We start from the raw sequence: 20,883 nt of genomic DNA, 5'->3' as shown, positions 1-20,883 counted from the left end.
CCATTCCGAACCCGGAAGTTAAGCCCCCTAGCGCCGATGGTACTGCGGAGCAGTCCGTGGGAGAGCAGGACGTCGCTGACCAACGAGGGGCATTTGCGTGCCGGGAGGGCCTCGTCACCCGCGTGGTGGCGGGGCCCTCCTTCTGTGCGGGGGCCGGATGCTGGCCAAAGTAGCGGTGACATTGGAGAGCATGAGTGGCCATGCGGCTTCAAATGCGGTTTGACGTGCCTTTTTCTCTCATGCTGTTCTTTCGGTTTTGGATGTGCGCCTGCGTTTTTGGCAGGATACCTCGAGATCGAACGCTTTGAAGGACTTTCAACGCACTATCGGCATGTATTGAGGTCCCGGATGCCAAAATTAATGAACAGCTAACGAATTGTTGGTCGCTAAGCTTCACAATGATTTGATACTGGTTCTGCTGGCTTAGGTTCGAACGCTCTTGGGGTTCGTGACGGCAGAGGCTGTGCGTCGCGGCGCGTGCGCGCGGGTTTGGAGGACGCATGGCAGGCACGAGGATCACCGTAAAGGACATCGCGCAAATGACCGGCGTTTCGGTTGCGACGGTGTCTCGTGTGATCAACCAAAATGGAAGGTTCTCCGCTGAGACCGAGCGCCGCGTGCGCAAGATCATCGAAGAGTATGACTACCAGCCTAATCAGCTGGCCAAGGGCCTGCGCCAGAGGCATAACTCCGCGGTTGGCATCATCGTCCCCAATATCGCCAACGAGTTCTTCTCGTCAATGATTCTTGCGATGCAAACGATGCTGTTCGAGAGTGGCTACGCCAGCATGATTTACAACACGAACGCCTCCCTTGATCTTGAGCGGCAGTGTCAGGCGCTACTCGCGGCTCAAAGCGTCTCAGGAGTTATCGCAGTAAACAGCCTGGATGATGTGCGCTCGGCTCTCAAGAGGTCCGTGCCTACGGTCTATGTAGATCGCTTCGTGAACGTGGGGGCAAACGCCGGCAAGGTCGCCTGCATTTCGTCTGACAACGAGCGAAGCGGACGACTCGCAGCGCGTGAGCTACTGAGCGGCGGATGCGTCAGCCTGGCGTTGATTCAGGCGCGTGAGAACTCTCCCATCACCAAGATTCGTACGCAGGGCTTTGTTGATGAGCTGCGAGCGGCTGGCGTAGAGCTGAGGCCCGAGCTAGTACGATCATCTGCCGTGACTTCGTTCGACCGAGGCTATGAGCTTTTGTGTGACCTCATTGACTCCGGACACAAATTCGATGGCGTGTTCTGTCAGGCGGACTGGCTGGCGATGGGTGCCCTTGAGGCGTTGCGTGGAAGGGGCGTGAGCGTCCCCGCTGATGTTTGTATCGTTGGACATGACGATATCTCGATCGCACGCTTTGGGCGGCCTCCTCTGACGACGATTCGCCAGGAGCCGCATATTCTTGGGGAGAAGGCGGCGAATGCTCTTCTCGGGATGATGAATGGCGGGATGCCTGACCAGCTGGTTACGTATGTTCCGGTCGAGATTGTTCGGAGGGAATCGACTCAGCGGGCATAGGTGCGGGTTGGTGCGGCTTTAGCGCCGAGCGCGCATGAGCATGAGTGGGTTGGATTGTGGCACCAGGGACTCATAAGTGTGGCAAAGGCGTGTGCGAAACCTTGTGAGCACAAACGTTTACCCAAACAGTTACCCACAAATAATGAACCGTAAGCAGAGCGTTCTCGGTGACAAACGCAGCCACGCTGGCATGGAGTGCGAAACGATTACGCTTTAAGTGGTTAGAAAGTTCCCCAAGCTTGGCCGCTATGAGTAAACGTTTACTTAAAGATCTTCCGTAAACGAACGAAGCGATGTCGATGAGCCTTCGACGGAACGTGCGCGAGAAGGAGAGAAGAATGAACAGGCCCCTTATGGCTTCGTCCCTAATGTGCATGGACCCGATGAACGTCGCTCGTGATATCGGCGTCATGGACGAGCACTTTGACCTCTATCACGTTGACGTTATGGACTCTCACTTTTGTCCCAACATGGCTTTGACGCCGCAGTTTGCCAACACGCTGCGCAAGCACAGCTCGCTTCCCATGGACGTTCACCTCATGGTCGAGGACCCCGTGATGTTCACGGAGATGTTTGAGCTTGGCTCCGATGATTGCCTGTCATACCAGGCGGAGACCGTCGAACGCAATGCCTTCCGCCTCTATGAGCGCACTCGTCAGCTTGGCGTGCGCTTTGGAATCGTGCTCAGCCCGATGACTCCGCTTTTTACGATTGAGACGATCTGCGAACGAATCGATATCCTTACGATCATGACCATCGACACGGGCTTTGCGGGACAGAAGGTCATTCCGGAGACGCTCGCCAAGATCGAGGCGGCCCGCAAGCTTCGCGAGAATCGAGGCTGCCACTTTAAGATTCAAGTTGACGGCGGAGTTAAGCAGGCTACTTTCAAGACGTTCCAGCAGGCCGGCGCCGACATCCTCATCGTGGGCAACTCGGGTCTGTTCTCGCTCGACTCGAGCCTTCCGCTTGCTATTGAGAAGTACAAGTTGACGTTCAAGGCAGAGACGGGCATTGACCTCGACGGTCCGGACGAGCCGGAGCCTCTTCGCTTCTGCGCATGATTTCCTCGGAATAGATGAGCGGCCCGACGCCGGCTAAGGTGCTGGCGCCGGGCCGCATTCGTTTCCCGGTGTACTAGCGTCGGGCCGCATTCGTTTTGCTGTCCGGGTTGAGTGAGCGAGTGAGTCTACGGCGATATGGGATTCCGCGATATGGGATTCCGGTTGCTTGTCTCGCCACGGGGCCGTGGCGTGGTTAAGTGTCCGCATGGGAGAGGATAATGGCCAAAAGGAGGCCATATGATCTACTTCACCTCGGATACGCACTTCGGCCATGAAAACGTTATTAGGTTTGCCGGCCGTCCCTATGAGACGGTCGCGCAGATGAACCGCGCGCTCGTGGTAAACATTAACGCACGAGTTCTACCTAGGGATGAGTTGTATATCCTGGGGGATTTTTCGTTTCGGATTACGGTTGAGGACGCCAAGGCAATTCGCGAGCAGATCAGGTGTGAGCGCGTCCGTCTTATCCCGGGCAATCATGACAAGGATTGGGGCTCAAAGGGGCTGGCGGGCACATTTGACGTGATGCCGCCAATCTCGCGCCTCAAGGTGAATGGCCATAAATACATCCTTTCGCACTATCCGTTGGTGGATTGGGAGGCTATGGAGCGCGGCTCGCTGATGCTGCACGGACACATTCACAGTCGGGGCCCAGACTACAACGAGTTAAATCGTATGCAGGGTATCTATCGCTATGACGTGGGCATGGACGCGAACGGGCTTAGACCGGTTTCGATTGAGGAGATCGATGCATGGTTTGCCGGCATCGAGAACGCGGGCATAGCTCGTTGGCAAAGTTGGGTTGCGCCCAATCCGGGGCCTGCGCGAGACATCGCGCGGTCTCTGCTCGTCGATGAGCTGGAGAGGGAGCCGGACAGGCATCCGGCGAACGGGAAAGGAGCGGGATGGCCGTCTTTGTAACGGGCGATATCCACGGTGGATGCGACATGCAGAAGCTCTATGACTGGGATTCGACGGTGGGCGAGTCCCTCGATACGGATGATTACCTCATTGTCGCCGGGGACTTTGGATATCCATGGGATTACTCTCGCGGCGAGTGCGATGAAATCGCCTGGCTCGAGGCGCGCCCCTACAACGTGCTGTTTGTTGACGGTAACCACGAGCAGTTCGCCCACTGGGAGACCCGTCCGCTTGAGATGTGGCGCGGAGGCCTTACGCAGCGCCTCTCGGAGGACTCGCCGATTCGCAGGCTATGTCGTGGCGAGCTGTTTGAACTCGGCGGCTCGCGCGTCTTCGTGTTGGGCGGGGCCGCAAGTACGGATATGGACTGGCGCACGCCTGGCATCGACTGGTGGCCTCAGGAGTTGCCCTCTGAGGAGGAGCTAGCTCACGCGGATGAGGTGCTTGCGGGTTGTGGCTGGAGGGTCGACTACGTAATCACGCATACATGTTCGAATCGGATGCTGTCACATGCGCTCTACCCGGATAAGACCTGGCAGACTCCGGAGCGCGATCGCTTCACGGGATATCTCGATACCCTTGAAGACCGGCTGTCGTTTAGGCGTTGGTATTTCGGCCACTTCCATCGAGAGCGCGACTTGGACGATGCACATACTGTGCTCTATAACGAGGTGGTGCGCTTGGGTGACGGCGTATTTGGGTAGAATTCCACGTATATGCGTCGAAGGGAGCTTTTATGTGCACGAGCGTTAGGTTTACCAGCAAGAACGGTTCCATGTACCTCGGCCGCAATCTCGATTGGAGTTGCGGCTATGGCGAGCGCGTGCGCGTGATGCCCAAGGGGTTTCCCGTGCGTTATCGCTTCCTTGACGATGCGCCTTCTGCGCATGCGGTAATTGGTATGTGCGTTGACTTCCAGAACCTGCCGATGTTCTTTGATTGCGGCAACGATGCTGGCCTTGCTGTTGCCGGTCTTAACTTCCCCGGCTTTGCGGAATACGCCGAGGGCCCCGCGGAGACGGGGACGAACGTCTGCGCCTACGAGCTTCCGATGTGGATTGCCGCGAACTTCTCGAGCGTGAATGAGGTCGTTGCCGCGCTTGAGGGCACCACGGTCGTCGGCGTGCCCGCGGGCGAGGGGCTCGGCGTCTCTTACCTGCACTGGATCGTGGGAGACGCGACTCGCAGTATCGTCATCGAATGCCGTGCGGATGGCATGCACGTGCTCGATGATCCCGTTGATGTTCTTGCGAATCAGCCCTCGCTTGAGTGGCACCTCGAGAACCTCCGCAGCTATATCACCGCGACGAGCGATGCTCCCGCTCCCGCGAAGTGGCGTCGTGCCGAGCTTGCCCCCTATGGTGCCGGTGCCGGCATGCGTGGAATCCCTGGCGACTCGTATTCTCCCTCGCGCTTCGTTAAGGCCGCTTTCCTCAATGCCAACTATCCCGATAAGGAGAGCGAACACGATAACGTCATCCGCATGTTTCGTACGCTCGAGGGCGTGGCCATGGTCGAGGGCTCGGCGCGCATGACGAACGGTGACCTGGAGAAGACCCTCTATACCAGCTGCTTCTCTGCCGAGACGGGCTGCTATTACTACAACACGTACGAGGACCTTGCGGTTCGTTGTGTGAGCCTCGCGGATGCCGAGGGGGCACCCGTGGACAAGCTCGTTTGTCCGGATCCTGTCAGGATCGATGGCTAAGCGCGGCACTGGGCCGGGCGCCTTTCGGGGCATGGGCGGATCGACTCTCCTCGCACTTCGGGAAGCACGGGGCGGAGGTCGGGTGCTCTACGGAGCCGGAATATGTCGCCGCAGCCAATGCCGTGGTGGCGAATGATGCCGCCCTCCATAAGGAGGAGGCGGACGGTGACGATATCTACTATCTTGAGGAGACGGGCGAGCTCGTCGTCGTTTCGACGAAGGGGTATATTCGCACCTACTTCATTTCTGACCTCGACTATTTTGGACGACAGTGAGCGTGGACACCGTGATGAATGAGATGGCGGGCGCCGCGGCGCCGAGCGAGGCGGGCTTGACGCTTCCCGAAGGGGTTGAGCTTCGCCGCGTCGACGGACGGTTCACGCTTATGGCGGACGGGATGGAACTCGCGGAGGACTTTCGCGAGATGCTTCCGCGCCTGCGCCCCGACCGCCTTGGTCGCGAGCTTCTCGTAAAGGCCGTGCGTGTGCGCGGCGTTGAGGAGATTCGCGTCTTTGATGCGACGGCGGGCCTGGGCGAGGATTCGATGCTGCTCGCTGCTGCTGGCTTTTCCGTGACGATGTGTGAGAGTGACCCCGTTATCGCCGCGCTCCTTGCCGATGGGCTCAGGCGCGCGGCGGATGATCCCGTATTGTCGGGCGTCGTGAGGCGCATGAGTCTCGTTGAGGGCGATTCTGTCGAGATCCTCCCAGCGCTTGCGGAGGCGCCCGACGTGGTCTATCTCGACCCGATGTTTCCGGCGCGCACGAAGAGCGCCGCGGTGAAGAAGAAGTTCCAGCTCTTGCATCGGCTTGAGTCTCCCTGCGCGGACGAGGCTTCCCTCATGGACGCGGCGTTGGCTGCGCATCCGCGAAAGATCGTCGTCAAGAGGCCGATTAAGGCACCGGTGCTGGCCGGGGTTCGCCCGAGCCACAGCATCTCCGGCAAGGCGGTTAGGTATGACGTCATCGTGCCGGCATAGCGCGAAAAGCAGAAAAAGGGACAGTCCCTTTTTCAGGTATGCTGGCCTTCCGTTCGCGTAGAGTGACAAAGGGACAATCCCTTTGTCACATTCTTGTTCGCATTATCCATTTCAGGTTTTGTGGGGTTCCGTTCGCGTAGGGTGCGCGGCCTCCTGTCGAGCGGGAGTGACGTGCTCTTTACATAACATGTAGGCTTGTCTTCACGGAAGCGGGGGAAGGGGAGCTAATGGCTAAATCCGACGTGACGGTATTCCTGAATGCGACGGTACTCGATGGCACCGAGCATATGGAGCCGCAGCGTGGTATGGCGGTAACGGTCGAGGGTGGCAAAATCGCCCGCATCGAGCCGTCCGCCGTGGCTCGCGTTGCCGAGGGCGCGAAAACGATCGATCTCGATGGCGCGTTTTTGTTACCCGGCCTCATCAACATGCATGTGCATTTTTGCGGCTCTGGCAAGCCTGTGAGCTCGGGAGATGCTGGCAGTCTCATGTCGAAGCTGGACAATCCGGTGGGTCGCGCGATCTTGCGCCGCATCATCAGGGGTTCTGCGCAGCAGCAGCTTGCCAGCGGCGTCACCACGGTGCGTGGCGCCGGAGACCCGCTCTTTGCAGACATCGCTGTTCGCGATGCTATCGAGGCTGGCCGTTACGCTGGCCCTCGCATCGTCGCTCCTGGTACGGGCATTACCGTTCCGGGCGGCCACGGTGCTGGTCTCTTCGCTATGGTGGCGGATACTCCCGAGCGGGCTACCCGGCAGGTGCATGACATCGCCGCGCATGGCGCCGACGTAATCAAGCTCTTCGTAACGGGTGGCGTATTTGACGCCACCGAGCCGGGTGAGCCCGGCGTGCTGCGCATGTCTCCCGAGATTGCGGCGGCGAGTTGTAAGGCCGCTCACGAATTGGGCCTTCCCGTCATGGCACACGTTGAGAGCAGCGAGGGCGTGCGTGTGGCTCTTGCTGCCGGCGTTGACACCATCGAGCACGGTGCCGAGATGGACGATGAAATCCGCGAGCTCTATAAGGGGGCTGCCGGGACGCAGCTGACGGGCCGTCCGGCGTCTGTCACCTGCACAATCTCGCCGGCACTGCCCTTTGTCCTGCTTGCGCCCGAGAAGACGCACTCGACGGAAGTGCAGAAAGTCAACGGCGACATCGTTTGTAACGGCATCATCAACAGCGCTCGCGAGGCGCTGGAGGCCGGCATTCCCGTTGGTCTTGGTACGGATTCGAGCTGCCCATACGTCACGCAATATGATATGTGGCGCGAGGTTGCCTACTTCGCCAAGTATGCCGGCGTCTCCAATGCCTTCGCGCTTCACACGGCAACGCAGGTCAATGCCGGGCTTTTGGGTCTTGGCTACGTGACGGGCACCGTTGAGGTGGGCAAGGACGCCGATCTTCTCGTTGTCGCAGGCGACCCGCTCGTCGACCTTTCGGCTCTGCGCGCCCCGTTGCACGTGATGGCTCGCGGCAGGCTTGCGGATAAGCTCAAAGTCAAGCACATCGCCGAGCTTGATCGGGAGCTGGACTGGATTCTCGACCAGCCTGTTGAGCACTAGGTTCTCATCGATTGCCCGTGGTGTAGCCGCGGGTTGATAGGGCGGCCCGTCGAGCGCGGGTCGCTTTTTTGTATTGGATGCGAGCTTCCACCTTGCGCCGCGGACGGGCGGTTGCTTGCGACGCGGACGGCCTATTCGCGAGCGGGCGGATGCTTGTGACGCGAGTGGGCCTCGTCTTGCATCACGAGCGAGCTATCCGCGAGCGTGCGACTATTTGCGTCGCGGGTGGGGCTGTTTGTTTCGTGCGCGAGCCCCGTCTTATGCTGGGCATGCAACTCTTTGCATGGCGTTCCGCAGCTCATTTTACTCTGCGCGGTCAACTTTTTTCTGCGAGTGCTTGAGAGTTTTCAACACGAGACGCAAGGCTTGTACCTGCGGTGTTGGTGTTTGTTTGACGTGTCTTGGCATGTTTTTGCGTTTTCCGGTTTGGAACGTGTCTGATACGGGTTTGAGCGCGTGGGACTTTCTTGGCGCAGAGGCCTTCGAGCCCTCCTCTTCCCCGTACTCTCGGGATGAGCGGAGGGCGTGCGTTCATGGTGGCGCGCATACCCTCCGCTTCAGTCGAAGGGAGGAATATGAGCACGTATGATCTGGTCCAGGAGGACGTCGCAGATGTGTTTGAGCGTTGGGCGGATAGGGACGCCCCGTATTTCGAGACCTCACGACTCTTGTTCGAGTACCTTGTGATGCCCGCGGCGGAGTATCTGGAGAGCCCGCCGGAGCCGCTTCTCGAGCAGACGAGTCTCGCCTATACGGAGTGGCTGCTGTTCGAGTATCCCATTGACGGCCTGCATACGCCCATAGAGCTCTACGCGATGATGCCACCAGGCATGGTGTCGGAAAGCCGAGCGGGGCGCATCGAGCAAGTGGCGCGAACGCAGCGCTTCTCCCAGTTTGCTTTGGGGGAGAAGAACCCGAGGGAGGGAACGGTTCGCGTGCGAGATGTGAATACGGGAGATGAGCTCGAGCTGTGCTGCCCCGATGCGGCAACGCGCCACAAATGGAAGAGGGGACTTCTGGGGACTCGGATTGCGCTGGTGAACGGCTCGTGGGTCTGCGTTGGGGCCGTGAAGTTCTATGACCGTGCGCCGGATGCGGACCCGAGCCTCAGGGATAGGCCGACGGACATCGACTGTGTCACGGGTAGCTTTTACCTCGATCTTCTGCGAGAGACTATCGGGATTGACGGGGCGTATTTCGACAGCTTGAACCTGGTGCGCCTGGGATAGACGTGCTGTCCGCGAGGAATTGGATCTCCCGCGGGGCCGCGTCTGGGGCAGCTTGCCCGCTCTGGTGCGTCCAAGAGCGCTGAAGCGGTCACACCTAGTGCGCGTGGGATGAAGGGAGATGCTGCCGCTGCCGCACAGGCGGGTAATCCCGTATCATCGTGAGGATGAAAAGGCCGCGTTTGCCCGCGGGGACGGGCCGCGCGCTTCGATGAAAGGGAACCACATGATTAAGGACATCATGAAGGACGAGGAGTTCCTCTCCAGGCCGGCGGAGCCCGCCACTCCCGAGGACGCGGATGTTGCTCAGGACCTGCTCGATACTATGGCCGCCAATGAGGATTGCGCCGGCCTCGCTGCCAACCAGATTGGCTCGACCAAGGCCATCATCGCCTTCCTTGGTGCCCATGGTCCGCAGGTTATGTATAACCCCAAGATTGTTGCCACGATGGCGCCGTACAAGGTCAGCGAGGGTTGTCTCTCGCTCGATCGCGAGACCGTGGTCCAGCGTTTCCAGCTGATTCGCATCCAGTTTGACGCCCTGGTCGACGGCAAGTTCGAGTCCCGCACGCGCAAGCTCACCGGCTGGGTCGCCGAGGTTGTCCAGCATGGCGTTGACCACTGTGCTGGCAAGCTGGTCTAACTGGTAGGTAGGTCTGGCGTCGGGCGCGCTGACCGCGCAGATGATGATGAGGGGACGGTTCCTTTGGGGCCGTCCCTTTTCTGTTTGGCGGGTGTGACCAGAGGCGACGTGGAGTGTCTGGAACCATTTGCGCTGCCGTGACGTGGCCTGGGCTGGCCATGTGCGGGCGCGAGGTGGTCGCGGGGATCTCCGCGCGGGCCTGGCCAGCGCGATGCCCCCGTCGAGGCAAGTATGACTGCCGAAAGTCCATGCACATGCGGGATGGGAGAAGGAAGTTCAATTCAATGTGCTAGTATTACCGAGAAATTGAACTAATGTTGCATATAGTTCAATTTCAGTGCTATAGCGCATACGAAATTGAACTTATGCGTTCGAAAGCAGGTTAGGCCCGCGACAAGCTGAGATCTGGGCGCAAGGCTCGACGGCAAGCCGAGGCCCGGGAGCAAGGTCTGGCGGCAAGGAGGCTTGGAAGATCATGGGTCGGGAGAAGTTCTCGGAACGCCTTAGGCAGGCGATGGACGTGGCCGGCCTCAAGCAGGCGGACCTCGTGCGCCTTGCTGACGAGCGCGGCTCGAAGCTGGGAAAGAGCCAGGTCAGCCAATATGTCTCCGGTAAGGTCACTCCGCGTCTCGCCACCCTTACCCTTGTCGCTGACCTTCTCGGCGTGAGCCCTGCTTGGCTCGACGGCACTTCTGCCGTTGGTGGCCCCTCGGGCGCTTCTGACGCGGCGACTGTGCGAGCTACCGTGCGGCATGCGGCCGCTTATACCTCGAACGTTACATCTGACCAGCAGATTTCAAATAAAGGGAGCATCCTCATGCGCCAGTTCAAGAAGTCCAACAAGCTCGACAACGTGCTCTATGACGTCCGTGGCCCGGTCGTTGACGAGGCGGCACGCATGGAGGCGGAGGGCGAGCGAATTCTCAAGCTCAACATCGGCAACCCGGCGCCGTTCGGCTTCCGCACGCCCGACGAGGTCGTGAAGGACATGCGCCAGCAGCTCACCGAGTGCGAGGGTTACTCTGACTCGCGCGGCCTGTTCTCCGCTCGCAAGGCGATCATGCAGTATGCGCAGCTCAAGCACCTGCCCAACGTGGACATGGAGCACATCTACACCGGCAACGGCGTTTCCGAGCTCATCCAGCTGTCCATGCACGCCCTGCTTGATGACGGCGATGAGGTCCTCATCCCCAGCCCCGACTATCCGCTGTGGACCGCCTGTGCCACGCTTGCCGGCGGCAATCCCGTTCACTACATCTGCGACGAGCAGGCCGAGTGGATGCCGGACATCGCCGACATGGAGTCTAAGGTCACGAGCCGCACCAAGGCCATCGTCATCATTAACCCGAACAACCCCACCGGTGCCGTCTATTCGCGCGAGGTGCTCGAGGAAATCGTCGATGTCGCCCGCCGTCACCAGCTCATGATTTTCTCGGACGAGATCTATGACCGTCTGTGCATGGACGGCGTCGAGCACGTCTCCATCGCGTCGCTTGCCCCGGACCTGCCGTGCGTGACCTTCTCCGGCCTTTCGAAGAGCCACATGATTGCGGGCTACCGTATCGGCTGGATGATTCTGTCCGGCAACCTCCGCTGCATGAGCGATTTCATCCTGGGCGTGAACATGCTTTCTAACATGCGCCTTTGCTCGAACGTGCCGGCGCAGTCCATCGTGCAGACGGCGCTTGGCGGATACCAGAGCGTCGAGACGTACGTGCGTCCGGGCGGCCGCGTCTGCGACCAGCGCGACTTCATCTGGCGCGCGCTCAACGAGATCGATGGCATCACGGCCGTGAAGCCCAAGGCGGCGTTCTACATCTTCCCGAAGATCGACGTGAAGAAGTTCAATATCACGGATGACGAGCAGTTCGCGCTCGACCTTCTCCATGACAAGAAGATTCTGATCACGCGCGGCGGCGGCTTCAACTGGGCCGAGCCCGATCACTTCCGCATCGTCTATCTGCCGCGCATCGAGGTACTGGCCGAGTGCATGGATGACCTCGCCGACTTCCTGACCACCTATCGTCAGGAGTAGCTCGCCGTCTTGCTGCGGCGTTTCGGTGGAGGAATGCCGCAGTACGCGTTGGCGCAGCTTACAGGCCATATACTAGTTCGCCGTGCTGGGCACCCCGGGAGGGGTAAGACGAATGACACAGATGATCAGAGTTGAAGAATCCGGCACGCGGCGCGGGAGCGCCACATTCGCCCGAGGGGCGCAAGAAGGAGACACCATGTCTGAGTTCGAGAATGACGAGATGCTAAACGACGAGGTCGAGACCACGGCCGACGCTGACGAGGAGATCCTCGAGGCCGACGACGAGCTTCTCGACGAGACCGAGACCGAGACCGATGACGCCGACGCCGCCGAGGCTGCCGACGAGACCGAGGACGTCCCTGCGCAGGATCCGGATGACGCCCTCTTCGATAAGGCCAACAAGGCTGCCCGCCTGCTTCGCTGCCGCCGCGCCGTCCAGCGCCGCGAGCAGGAGGAGAAGGGCAACCAGGCCAGCTCGCTGGTCCGCGCGCTCAAGCTCCTGCAGCTCAAGCCCAAGATGGAGCAGAAGGAGATGTCCGAGCTTCTCGGCATGCGCCTTCGCGAGCTCGATGCCATGATGGCCGAGGCCGAGGAGAAGGACCTCGTTGCCCGCGTCGAGCCGTCTGAGCCCGACATGCGTAAGATCATCGTCATGGCCGACGACGACGCCGTCGAGCGCGCCGAGGCCGAGGAGAGCAAGGGCGAGAACCTCGTTCCGGGTCTCTCTGACGAGGAGCGCGAGCAACTCATCGCTCTGCTCGACAAGGTTATTAACCCGCTCGTGGCCCTCGGCCTCGACGAGGATCGCGAGGAGCGCGGCGGTTTCCACGGCAAGCGCGACGACCGCGGCCCGCGCGGCGGCTTTGGTGGCCGTGGCGGTGATCGCGGTGGCTTCCGTGGCGGTGACCGTGGCGGCGACCGTGGTGGTAACCGCGGCGGCTTCGGTGGCCGTGGCGGCGACCGCGGCGGCTTCCGCGGTGGCAACGACCGCGGTGGCTTCCGTGGCAACGACCGTCCCGGCGATCGCGGCGGCTTCGGCGGCCGTGACTCCCGTGGCGGCGACCGTGGCGGCTATCGTGGTGGCAACGATCGCGGCGGCTTCCGCGGCAACGATCGTCCCGGTGACCGCGGTGGTTACCGTGGTGGCAACGACCGCGGCGGCTACCGTGGCGGCAACCGCTACTAAGAGCGCTCCGCTCCCATAGCTCGTGACTGAAGGCGTCCGGGGCCGTATGGCTTCGGACGCCTCTTGTTGTTGGGCATGGGGGTTGGGCGAGCCGCGCGAGCGGTTTGGGCGGCGTGCCGTGGCGGCGGGCTACACACGCTACGCGGGCGATTCGGGCGGCGTGCCGTTGCAGCGGCTACACGCGTCGCGCGGGCAACCCGGGCGACTCGCCGTGGCAGCGGCCTCCACGCGCCGTGGGCGATTCGGATACTCTACCGCGCTGGTGGGTATAACGTCGTGATATGCTGCAATCTTTAGTCCTTGAGTGGCATTTGCGGCGTTGAGGTGCGAATTGAAGGGAGAGGCGACAATGACCGATTGGCTTTCGCGCATGTTCGTGCGCGATTATGGTCGCGTGAATGACCCGGGCGTGCGCGTCTCCTATGGCATCATGGCGGGCGTTGTCGGCATTGTGCTGAACGTGGCCCTTTGTGTCGCGAAGGCCGCCGTGGGCGTGGCGGCTGGTTCGGTCTCAATCGTGGCAGACGCCGTCAACAACCTCTCGGATGCTTCGAGCAACATCGTGACGCTTACGGGCTTCAAGCTCGCAAGCAAACCCGCCGATTCCGGCCATCCGTACGGCCACGGGCGCTTCGAATACCTCGCTGGGCTGGTTGTAGCCGTTCTTGTGACTGCGGTTGGCTTTGAGATTATTCGCGGCGGCATCTCGCGCATTATCGATCCCGAGCCTGTCGAGGTGAGCCTTCCGCTGCTCATCGTCATGCTGCTCTCCATCGCCGCGAAGGCGTGGATGATGAGCTTCAACAAGAAGCTGGGAGATCGCATCGAAAGCGAGACTTTGGCCGCTACGGCGGTCGACTCGCGCAACGATGTCATCACCACGACGGCGGTTCTTGTGTGCGCGCTCGTCTCGCGTTTCACGGGCCTTGAGCTTGATGGTTGGGCAGGCCTTGCCGTTGGCATATTCGTGCTGGTGAGCGGCCTCGCGCTTGTTCGCGATACGGTGAACCCGCTCCTGGGCGAGGCGCCTTCTCAAGAGATGGTCGACCGCGTCGTGGCCCTCGTGCTGGCGACCCCAGGTATCCTTGGCGTGCATGACCTCATGATCCACGATTACGGCCCGGGGAGGAAGGTCGCGAGTGCCCACGCGGAGATGGATTCGCGCACGAGCCTGCTTACCGCGCACACGACGCTCGATGGTATCGAGCGTCGTGTTGCGTTCGAGACGGGCATCACCCTCACGCTGCACTGTGACCCAATCGATGTGAGCCAGGTGCGCAAGCGTCCGAAGGCTGGCGGCACACCTGCGGGCCTGCGCAAGTAGGCATCGCGGTCCTACTTGCGCAGGGCGCGCTCGATGGTGTCCTTGAGGTCGCCGATACCGGTGCCGGCCGTCGAGGAAACAAGGACCCAGGGAATCTCGGGCTCAAGCTCGAACTGCTTGCGGAGCATCGCCGCCTGCGTGAGGCCCTTCGAGCGGCTGAACTTATCCGCCTTGGTGAAGGCGACGCAGTAGGGAAGGCCGAGGCTCTCGAGGTAGCCGATCATCTGGAGATCGAGTGGGCTCGCGTCATGGCGGATGTCCACGAGGGCGACCACGAGCTTGAGGTTACGCTCGCCCTCGAAGTAGCCCTCCATGAGATTGTTCCAGCGCTCCTGCTCTGTGGCGTTGACGCGCGCGAAGCCGTAGCCGGGCAGGTCGACGAAGTCCACGTTGCCGATGGCAAAGAAGTTGATGGTCGTGGTCTTGCCCGGCTTGGAGGAGACCTTGACGAGGTCCTTGCGGCCGAAGAGCTTGTTCATGAGCGAGGACTTGCCCACGTTCGAGCGGCCGACGAAGGCGATCTCCGGGCGTCCGGGCTTCGGGAGCTGCTGGGCGGTGCCGGCGCTCATCGTGAACTTTACGAGGTTGTAGTTCATGTCATTTCTCCGTTTCTGAGCGGCGTTGCCGGCGCGGGCGCCTCGCGCTACTCCGCGAGGTCCTCGGCCGAGCCGGCGCGATAGCGTTTGAAGCTGACCTCGCCCTCGTTCTGCGTAACGTCGAGGTCAACATCGGCGAGGATGCGGAAGTCGTTGTCGCCGTCGACATCATGGACGATCTGCGTCACGTGCCAGACGTGGTCCGTGAGCTCGTCTGCCGTATCAATTAGGAAGTATGCGGTAGAGCGGGCGTCCGCGTCGAGCAGAACCTCGTCGTGGACATCGCGGAACTCCTCCAGGACCTCGCGCCAACGGCGCTCGCCCATACCAAAGGGCTGGTCGAGCTCGCCGAGCGTGGGGATTTCCTCGGCGGCGAAGAGACGGACGCGGCGCCAGAGGGCGTTGCGCACGAGAACCGTGAGGCCGTGGCGGTCCTGCACGACGGCCTCCTTGGCGCCGGGCAGCAGCTCGCCGGGCATCTGGCCGGCAGACTCCCACTCGTCCATAAGGCTGGAGTCCGTGGTGCGGACGATGAATCCAAGCCAAGCGATGGCGTCATCGAGGTAGGGCGTGCGTTTGTCGGGCGGAACCGTGCGGTCGAGGACACGCCAGGCGTCAGACAGGTAGCGCAGGAGCGTGCCCTCGCTGCGGGAGAGCTTGTAGCGCTGGATGTAGGTCTTGAAGTCCGACATGCTTTCAAGCATGTCGCGCACGACGGACTTGGGGCGCAGGCAGTAGTCGCGCGCCCAGGGAACCTCGTCGCAGTAGGTGGCGAAAGCTGCCTCGAGCTCCTCCTCGAGGGGCTTGGGGTAGGTGACGTCCTCGAGCTTCTCCATGCGCTCGTCGTACTCGATGTCCTGCATCTTCATCTCGGCGATGGCGCGTCCCTTGGCCTCGCGCTCTTGGGCGCGGAGGACCTGCCAGGGGTCCTCGAGTGTGGCCTCCACCATCGAGACGAGGTCCATGTCGTAGGTCTCACTCTCCGGGTCGAGGAGCTCGAGCGCGGCGAGGAGGAACGGCGAAAGCGGCTGGTCGAGGGCGAAGTCCTCGGGTAGGTCGACCGTGAGCGAGTAGCTTGCGGGCGTGGCGAGGGGCGAGGCCGCGGCGGCGGGCAGGAGCAGTTCGAGCTCCTCAGCGGCGGCTTCGGCGGCCTCCGCAGCGACGGCGCGGTCTGCCTCTGTGGCGTCTTCATCCGCGGGTAGGCCTTCCTCGCGAATGATGACGCCGGCGTCCATGAGGGTGGCGAAGATCTCGTCCGTGCGGGCGACGAGCTGGACCTTCTCGGCATCAGTTTGGAGGGAGTCTGCGATGAGGCGCATGATGCGGGCGTGCGAGTCGCCGCCTTGGCTCGTCTCGGAGAGAACCATCGAGTGCGTTACGCGCATGCGGGGCGTGAGGGTCTCCGGCGCGGCCTCGGCGAGGCGCTCGAAAGTGTCCTTGTTCCAGTTAACGAAGCCCTCCGGCGCGCGCTTCTTCTTCAGCTTACGGAGCTTCTTAGCGTCGCCGGCGGCCTTGAGCTCGAGCTTTGCGTTTTCGATTTCGTGCTCGGGTGCCTCGGTGATGACGCGGCCCTCCGTGTCGAAGCCCGAGCGGCCGGCGCGGCCGGCGATCTGGTGGAACTCGCGGGCTCGTAGGCGGCGCATGCGGTGGCCGTCGTACTTGGTGAGGGCTGTGAGTAGGACGGTGTGGATGGGCACGTTAATGCCGACGCCCAGGGTATCCGTGCCGCAGATCACGGGGAGGAGCCCCTGCTGGGCGAGCTTCTCCACGAGGAGGCGGTAGCGCGGAAGCATGCCGGCGTGGTGCACGCCGACGCCGCATGAGAGCAGGCGCTGGAGCGTCTTGCCGAAAGCCGTGGTGAAGCGCGTGCCCTTGCAGGCTTCCTTAACGGCATCACGCTGCTCTTTCGTGGCGACGCCGTAGCTCGCGAGGGACTGCGCGGTGTTCAGCGCGGCGTCCTGAGCGAAATGAACGATGTAGATGGGGGCGTCTCCCTCGCGTAGGGCGAGCTCGACGGTGGCCTCGAGCGGGGTGTTGACGTACTCGTAGGTGAGCGGCACCGGACGCTCTGCGTCTGTCACGGAGTCGACGGTGCGGCCGGTCTGGCGCTCGAGCGCTCCGGCGATGGCGGAGACGTCGCCAAGCGTGGCACTCATGAGAAGGAATTGCGTGTTGGGGAGGGTGAGCAGCGGGACCTGCCAGGCCCAGCCGCGGTCCGCCTCGCCGAAGAAGTGGAACTCGTCCATGGCGACGGCGGCGACCTCGCTTGAGGCACCTTCGCGCAGGGCCTGGTTCGCGAGGATCTCCTCGGTGCAGCAGATAACGGGGGCGTCCGTATTAATCTGGGTGTCGCCTGTGATCATGCCGACGTTGTCCTTGCCGAAGGCATCGACGAGGTCGAAGAACTTCTCCGAGACGAGCGCTTTGATGGGTGCCGTGTAGTAGGCGCGCTTGTGTTGGCAAATGGCGAGGTAGCATAGGCCGAGTGCGACCATCGACTTGCCCGAACCCGTAGGCGTTCCGAGGATGACGTGGTCGCCAGCGGCGAGGTCGAGCAGTGCCTCCTCCTGATGAGGCCAGAGTTCGAGGCCGCGGCTCATGCACCAGTCGAGGCAGCGCTCGAGGGCCTCGTCTGCGGTGAGGGGAGCCTCGGGCTCATAGTCCGGCCATTGCTCGGGGTCAAACCACATGTCCGGGACGAGCTCGCCGAGCGAGCCCGGGGCGAACGGGTCTGTGTTCTGCGGGGTGTCGCTGTCGTGCGCGGGGGATTCGGCGGCATGCGGGAAGTCCCCGTTGGCAACGGGGGATCCGGTGGCCTGCGCGTCCGTTATGTTGGCTGTCTGCTCGTCTGCCACGATGCGTCCTTTGAGCTGCGATTGTTTTTCGCACCCAATCTTACCGAACGGGGCGGCCGCTGCCGGGCGCAACGTCTCGGCCCCGCAAAAGCCGCCAAGATGAGCGACCTCGAGAAGTAAATGCGAAATGACGTGGCAAAAATGGGCCACACAAAGTAGAGCGACCATTTGCGTTTACGAAGCCGCAGGTAAACGATGTGCGGTTATTCGTCTACTCGCGGAACGCGGTTTTTGCCACGTCATTTCGACTCCACTATTTGCGTGCGGCGCATGGAGTGCGTCCAAAGCCGTGGAAAGCCGGCGAAAATGGCGACAAGGGTACCGTTTTCAACGCAAGGGGCTCCCGACGGCCGCAATGCGCGCCATGTTTTGCGCGCGCGGCGTTTTGAGAAGCGGTCGATGATGGCGTCACGAGGGAGTGCGCATGCGCCTGTCGCTCTAGGGGGCGCCGCGAGGGTGTTAGGCGCGCATGCGGCGTTCAAGGCGGTTGGCGATGGCGACGAGTGCCATGACAATTACGTAATAGACGATGGCCACCACGATGAACGGCTCGAAGGCGCGGTAGGTGATGGCCTGCACGCTTTGAGCGGCGCGCATCATGTCCATGAGGCCAATGGTTGCCACCAACGACGAGCTCTTGAGCACGGTAATGGCCTCGTTTACCAAGGCGGGGGCCACACTGCGGAGTGCCTGGGGAATGATGACCTTGCTCATCATCGTTATGTAGGAGAGACCGAGCGCGCGGCTCGCGTCGTACTGGCCGCGGTCGACGCCTTCGATGCCGCCGCGCACCGTCTCCGAGACGGTGGCGGAGCCATTAAGGCCCAGCGTGAGAACGCTGGCGGCGAACATCGTGATCTTATAGCCCGTGAGCTGCGGTGTCGCGAAGTAGGCGATGAAGAGCAGCACGATGAGGGGTACGCCTCGGAAGATCGAGGTGTAGAAGTCGAGCAGCAGGCGCAACGGCTTGCAGGGGATGACCTTGAGCACGGCGATGGCGAAGCCCACGACAAACGCGAGCAAGAGGGCGGCCGCTGTCACCTCGCAGGTGACGGCGAGACCGCCCACAAACATCGGCGCATAGGGTTCTATCAGCGAGAATTTCATGCTGAGCTGCCTGGGTGCTGACCGGTGGGTGAGACGCTAGTTTGCGGCAACGCCGGTGGTTGCGGTGCCGGAGGCGCTGGTGTCGTCGCCCCACTTGAAGTCATCGCCCACGTACTGGCCGATGAGCTCGTCGATCGTGCCGTCGGCGAGCATCTCACCGATGCACTGGTCGAAGGCGGTGACGAACGAAGCGCCCTTGGCGGCCATGATGCGATAGACGCCCACATAGTCCTTCGTCTCGGAGCGATCGAGGAAGCCGAGGACGAGGCCCTCGTTGGCGTCGCGCATGGACTGGCCTTCCGCGCCGTCGCACAGGTAGGCGTCGATGCGGCCGGAGAGGACCTCCTGCAGGCACTGGTCGCCACCGTCATAGGTGTGGATGTCGCCATCGGGCAGGACGGCGGAGATGAACTTGTTCTGGACGGTGCCCGTGGTGCAGGCAATGGACTTGCCCTTGAGGTCGTCGATGGTCTTGACCTCGTCATTCATTGTGAGAACGCCAACGAGCGGCTGGTAATAGCCGCGCGTGAAGTCGAAGGTCTCCTCGCGTTCGGGATTGGAGGACATGGCCATGGTGAACGAGGTGTCGCTGCTCTGGACGGAGGCGAGGGTTGCGGTGAACTCCTGCGGCTCAAAGTCATAGGTGAAGCCGAGGCGGTTCGCCATCTCGTCTGCGACGGCGATGTCGAGACCGACGACCTTCTGGGTGCCATCGGCCTGAACCTCGAGGTAGCGGTAGGGGGCGAAGGCGTCGTCGCCGACGAAGGTGAGCTTGGCGCCGGAGATGTCGGCGGCCCCGGCGGCAGTGGTGGCAGTGGAGGTCGTGGCGGCCTGCTGGTTGGAGCTGCAGCCGGCGAGGGCGAGCGGCATGGTCGCAGCACCGGCGGCCATGAGCTTGAGGAAGCCGCGACGGTCGATGCCGGCGGAAGTGACGTGCTTGGAAGTGGACATAGTCATCCTTCTTTTCGGGGGCGTTGTTTACATCTTAAACCACTAAATGCTGCAGAGTAACAAGCATGATAGACCTGTCGGTGAGAGGACTGTTATTAATTGTGCGTGTCATATGAGCGTGGTGCTGCGCGGGCCGTGCGGGCACGGGCGCGGCGTGGTGCGGGTGTGGCGCGGGCATGGGCTGCGCGGGCGTGACGCTGCGCAGTCCATGCGGGCATGGCGTGGTGCGGGCAAGCCCCGCGCGCGTCGTGCGAGCACGGTTGTGAGGCGCACGGTCCGCGCGGGGCTTGCGCGCGCAGGCTTGGGTATCATCCCCATGTGCAAGTTCGATTTATGGGGGAACGCACATGTCTTCTGGCAAGGGCAGGGATACAAAGACTATTGCGAGCCAGTTTTGCTCGCTTATCCGCGACAACGCGCGTTTTGTTGTGATCGCCGTGTGCTCCGCGGTGTTTGTGATGATTCTTGAGGATGTCCTCGAGCTTGAGTCGATGAGGCTGGATCGTGCGGCATATTGGCTCATCGTCGAGCATCTGCGTCGCCCGTGGCTCACGCCGGTCATGGAGAGCTTCTCGGCGTTGGCGACGCCGCTGACGCTGCTCGTGCTGCTGCTGGCGGTCGCCGCGTTTGCCCCGGGCAGGCGCCCGGGATGGTGCTGCGCTGTTAACCTCGGCCTTGTTGTTCTCATCAACCAGGCACTCAAGTTCATCATCCAGCGCCCGCGCCCGGACGGATTCCGCCTTGCGAGCGTGAGCGGCTTCAGCTTCCCGTCGGGCCACTCGATGGTGGCGATGGCATTCTTTGGTCTTCTCGCCTGGTTCGTTTGGAAGTACGAGAAGGACCGTAGGCAGCGCACGCTTCTGCTTGCCGCCTTTGGCATCGTCATCGTCATGGTGGGTGTGAGTCGTATTTATCTGGGCGTTCATTACGCGAGTGACGTTATTGGCGGATTCTGTCTCTCGCTCATTTGGCTCGCGCTTTACACGCGCATCGCCGTGCCGCTGTTCTTGGAGGACGGCGAGGACCCGATCCACTAGGTGGTGCGTCCGCGATTCGACGATATGACACGAGGGCCGTCCCGTGGTGGGGCGGCCCTCGTTTGTTTTCAAGACTTTAGTCTGCTGGCCGCGCAGCGGCCAGCTCTAAACCACCCGCTACGCGGGTGGAGACAAGCGGCTTTACAAAGCCACCCCTCCGGCCGATATTGAC

18 protein-coding genes and 1 rRNA gene are annotated in these 20,883 nt (G+C 61.8%); 15 read left to right on the top strand and 4 right to left on the bottom strand.

Features of this window, described 5'->3' with window-relative positions:
- The 14 genes from rrf to ACTQ1Z_RS08245 all read left to right on the top strand — a co-directional run.
- A 5S ribosomal RNA gene (gene rrf / locus ACTQ1Z_RS08310) occupies positions 1-81 on the top strand; the annotation flags it as partial.
- Between the two features lie 419 nt (positions 82-500).
- Positions 501-1,517 carry a LacI family DNA-binding transcriptional regulator gene (locus ACTQ1Z_RS08305; protein WP_441860183.1) on the top strand — a complete coding sequence of 339 codons (1,017 nt, stop codon included), beginning with the start codon at positions 501-503 and terminating at the stop codon, positions 1,515-1,517.
- 338 nt (positions 1,518-1,855) lie between these two features.
- Positions 1,856-2,581: a hypothetical protein gene (locus ACTQ1Z_RS08300; RefSeq protein ID WP_320678859.1), complete on the top strand. Its 726-nt coding sequence runs from the start codon at positions 1,856-1,858 to the stop codon at positions 2,579-2,581.
- Between the two features lie 237 nt (positions 2,582-2,818).
- A complete protein-coding gene (locus ACTQ1Z_RS08295) occupies positions 2,819-3,502 on the top strand; it encodes a metallophosphoesterase (protein WP_320678857.1) in 684 nt (227 codons plus the stop codon).
- A complete protein-coding gene (locus ACTQ1Z_RS08290) occupies positions 3,487-4,206 on the top strand; it encodes a metallophosphoesterase (RefSeq protein ID WP_320678855.1) in 720 nt (239 codons plus the stop codon). Before ACTQ1Z_RS08295 ends, ACTQ1Z_RS08290 begins: the two co-directional genes overlap by 16 nt.
- Before the next feature lie 32 nt (positions 4,207-4,238).
- On the top strand, positions 4,239-5,210 hold the full coding sequence (gene bsh, locus ACTQ1Z_RS08285; RefSeq protein WP_441860180.1) for a choloylglycine hydrolase: 972 nt from the start codon (positions 4,239-4,241) through the stop codon (positions 5,208-5,210).
- Between the two features lie 122 nt (positions 5,211-5,332).
- Positions 5,333-5,485, top strand: coding sequence for a hypothetical protein (locus ACTQ1Z_RS08280; protein ID WP_320678850.1), 153 nt, complete (start codon positions 5,333-5,335; stop codon positions 5,483-5,485).
- Positions 5,482-6,189 carry a class I SAM-dependent methyltransferase gene (locus ACTQ1Z_RS08275; RefSeq protein WP_441860178.1) on the top strand — a complete coding sequence of 236 codons (708 nt, stop codon included), beginning with the start codon at positions 5,482-5,484 and terminating at the stop codon, positions 6,187-6,189. Before ACTQ1Z_RS08280 ends, ACTQ1Z_RS08275 begins: the two co-directional genes overlap by 4 nt.
- 227 nt (positions 6,190-6,416) lie before the next feature.
- Positions 6,417-7,751, top strand: a complete 1,335-nt coding sequence (locus tag ACTQ1Z_RS08270) for an amidohydrolase family protein (protein ID WP_441860177.1) — start codon at positions 6,417-6,419, stop codon at positions 7,749-7,751.
- Positions 7,752-8,326: 575 nt separating this feature from the next.
- Entirely contained in the window at positions 8,327-8,980 is a 654-nt protein-coding gene (locus ACTQ1Z_RS08265; protein ID WP_320678846.1) for a hypothetical protein, read from the top strand.
- A gap of 223 nt (positions 8,981-9,203) precedes the next feature.
- Positions 9,204-9,620 carry a peptide deformylase gene (locus tag ACTQ1Z_RS08260; RefSeq protein WP_441860175.1) on the top strand — a complete coding sequence of 139 codons (417 nt, stop codon included), beginning with the start codon at positions 9,204-9,206 and terminating at the stop codon, positions 9,618-9,620.
- Between the two features lie 475 nt (positions 9,621-10,095).
- Entirely contained in the window at positions 10,096-11,655 is a 1,560-nt protein-coding gene (locus ACTQ1Z_RS08255; RefSeq protein ID WP_441860172.1) for an aminotransferase class I/II-fold pyridoxal phosphate-dependent enzyme, read from the top strand.
- A 196-nt stretch (positions 11,656-11,851) separates the two neighbouring features.
- A complete protein-coding gene (locus ACTQ1Z_RS08250; RefSeq protein ID WP_441860170.1) occupies positions 11,852-12,841 on the top strand; it encodes a hypothetical protein in 990 nt (329 codons plus the stop codon).
- 349 nt (positions 12,842-13,190) lie between these two features.
- The gene (locus tag ACTQ1Z_RS08245; RefSeq protein WP_441860168.1) at positions 13,191-14,165 is read left to right on the top strand and encodes a cation diffusion facilitator family transporter; all 975 of its coding nucleotides are present in this window, start codon (positions 13,191-13,193) and stop codon (positions 14,163-14,165) included.
- A gap of 11 nt (positions 14,166-14,176) precedes the next feature.
- Here ACTQ1Z_RS08245 and yihA read toward each other — a convergent pair whose 3' ends face one another.
- The 4 genes from yihA to ACTQ1Z_RS08225 all read right to left on the bottom strand — a co-directional run bounded on the left by yihA (position 14,177) and on the right by ACTQ1Z_RS08225 (position 19,674).
- Positions 14,177-14,761, bottom strand: a complete 585-nt coding sequence (yihA, locus tag ACTQ1Z_RS08240) for a ribosome biogenesis GTP-binding protein YihA/YsxC (RefSeq protein WP_320678840.1) — start codon at positions 14,759-14,761, stop codon at positions 14,177-14,179.
- 47 nt (positions 14,762-14,808) lie between these two features.
- Positions 14,809-17,451: a DEAD/DEAH box helicase gene (locus tag ACTQ1Z_RS08235; protein WP_441860185.1), complete on the bottom strand. Its 2,643-nt coding sequence runs from the start codon at positions 17,449-17,451 to the stop codon at positions 14,809-14,811.
- Positions 17,452-18,075: 624 nt separating this feature from the next.
- Positions 18,076-18,723, bottom strand: a complete 648-nt coding sequence (locus ACTQ1Z_RS08230; protein ID WP_441860165.1) for an amino acid ABC transporter permease — start codon at positions 18,721-18,723, stop codon at positions 18,076-18,078.
- A gap of 36 nt (positions 18,724-18,759) precedes the next feature.
- Positions 18,760-19,674, bottom strand: a complete 915-nt coding sequence (locus ACTQ1Z_RS08225; RefSeq protein ID WP_441860163.1) for a substrate-binding periplasmic protein — start codon at positions 19,672-19,674, stop codon at positions 18,760-18,762.
- Between the two features lie 347 nt (positions 19,675-20,021).
- Here ACTQ1Z_RS08225 and ACTQ1Z_RS08220 point away from each other — a divergent pair, with 347 nt between their 5' ends.
- Complete coding sequence (locus ACTQ1Z_RS08220) at positions 20,022-20,711, top strand: phosphatase PAP2 family protein (protein WP_320678835.1); 690 nt, start codon at positions 20,022-20,024, stop codon at positions 20,709-20,711.
- Positions 20,712-20,883: the final 172 nt, after the last annotated feature.

Origin of the sequence: Parolsenella sp. LCP21S3_E11 (assembly GCF_052118165.1) — a bacterium.
Taxonomy (GTDB): domain Bacteria; phylum Actinomycetota; class Coriobacteriia; order Coriobacteriales; family Atopobiaceae; genus Parolsenella.
The sequence above is the reverse complement of the archived record's forward strand: the minus strand, read 5'-3'. Positions and strand labels throughout refer to the sequence as shown.